Origin of the sequence: Paracoccus sp. (in: a-proteobacteria) (assembly GCF_030536915.1) — a bacterium.
Taxonomy (GTDB): Bacteria; Pseudomonadota; Alphaproteobacteria; order Rhodobacterales; family Rhodobacteraceae; genus Paracoccus.
The window spans coordinates 1-1,534 of sequence record NZ_JAUNPC010000047.1 but is presented as its reverse complement, the minus strand read 5'-3'; the positions used below and the strand labels follow the sequence as shown (position 1 = coordinate 1,534).

The following is a 1,534-nucleotide window of genomic DNA, read 5'->3' as shown; positions in this document are numbered from 1 at the left end:
GAGGCCGACCGGGAACTGACCCGCGCCCCCTGCTGCGATCCGTTGCCGGGCGAGCGGATCGTGGGCATCACCTATCGCGGCAAGGGCGTCGTCATCCATGCCATCGACTGCCCGGTGCTGGCGGATTTCGAGGACCAGCCCACCCGCTGGGTCGATCTGCGCTGGCGCGAGGGCCGGCACCCGCCGGTCTATTCGTCCAAGCTGAACCTGACGATCCGCCATGACGCGGGCGTGCTGGGGCGCATCTGCACGCTGATCGGCGCGCAGGGCGCGAATATCTCGGACCTCGAGTTCCTGGACCGCAAGCCCGATTTCTATCGCCTGCGGATCGAGATCGAGCTGCGCGACCGCGAGCATCTGCAGGCGCTGCTGACCGCGCTGGAAGCGGAAAGCGACGTGGCGCAGGTGGCGCGCATCCGGGATGCCACCGCGCGGGTCTGAGCCGCGATCACGCTTGGCGGCGCGGGCTTGCGTCCGCAAGGGGCGGCTGCTTCACTGGACCCGGTCCTGACAAGAGGCGCGGGTGTTCAAGCGCAAGCCACGCAGCTATTCGCAGATCGCCTCCGAGCTGGTCTATCCTCGGGGGGGCTGGTCGCGTGCGGCGCAGTATCTGGGCTACCGCGTCCGCCGCCTGCCAGACCAGCCGCACCGGATCGCGCGGGGCTTTGCGGCGGGCACCTTCATCAACTTCACGCCCTTGTTCGGCTTTCACCTGCTGGGCGCCTTTGCGCTTGCCTGGGTGATGCGGGGCAACCTGCTGGCGGCGGCTCTTGGCACGCTGATCGGCAATCCGGTGACGATCCCCTTCATGGCGATGACGTCGATGGCGCTCGGCCGCTGGATGCTGGGGGTGGATGGCAGCATGACGCCCGCTGCGATCCTCAACGCCTTTGCCGCGGCGGGGCGGCAGTTGACCCACAACCTCATGTCGATCTTCGATGACCGCGTGGCCCAGTGGGACCAGCTGGAGACGTTCTTTCACGCGATCTTCCTGCCTTATCTGGTCGGCAGCATCATCCCCGGCACGATCGCCGCCGTGATCGCGCATTACCTGAGCCTGCGGGTGGTCGAGGGCTACCACCGTCATCGCGCCGCCCGCATGGCGAAGCGCGCGGCCAGGCAGGCGCGGAAGAACGCGGGCGGCTGAGGCTCAGACGCCCAGCCGGTCGCGCAGGGAATACCAGCTCATCCCCGCGACCAGCAGGGGCCAGCGCAGCGCGCCGCCGCCGGGGAAGGGGCGCGAGGGCAGGGCGGCCATGCTGTCGAACCCCTCGGACTGGCCCATCACCGCCTGCGCCATCAGCTTTCCCGCAAGGCTTGCCAGCGCCACCCCGTGCCCCGAATACCCGCCAGCGGACAGGCAGTTCGGCGCGGGCCGGGCGAAATGCGGCATCCGGTTCAGCGTGATCGCCAGCGTTCCGCCCCAGGCATGGGTGATCGTCACGCCCTTGAGTTGCGGATAGACCTGTTCCAGCGACCTGCGGACCTTGGCGGCGATGTCCTTGGGAAAGCGGTAGCCGAGGTTCTCGCCGCC

3 protein-coding genes are annotated in these 1,534 nt (G+C 68.8%); 2 read left to right on the top strand and 1 reads right to left on the bottom strand.

Annotation, left to right across the window (positions count from 1 at the left end; genetic code table 11):
* Together Q4F04_RS09420 and Q4F04_RS09415 are read left to right on the top strand one after the other, a co-directional pair.
* Window positions 1-441, top strand: a 441-nt coding sequence (locus Q4F04_RS09420; protein WP_303369576.1) for an ACT domain-containing protein, incomplete at its 5' end; no start/stop codon positions are given.
* An 82-nt stretch (window positions 442-523) separates the two neighbouring features.
* A complete protein-coding gene (locus Q4F04_RS09415; protein ID WP_303369575.1) occupies window positions 524-1,147 on the top strand; it encodes a DUF2062 domain-containing protein in 624 nt (207 codons plus the stop codon).
* A gap of 3 nt (window positions 1,148-1,150) precedes the next feature.
* Here the strand turns inward: Q4F04_RS09415 and Q4F04_RS09410 are convergent.
* Window positions 1,151-1,534 (bottom strand): FAD-binding oxidoreductase (locus Q4F04_RS09410; protein ID WP_303369574.1); only part of this gene is annotated, 384 nt, incomplete at its 5' end.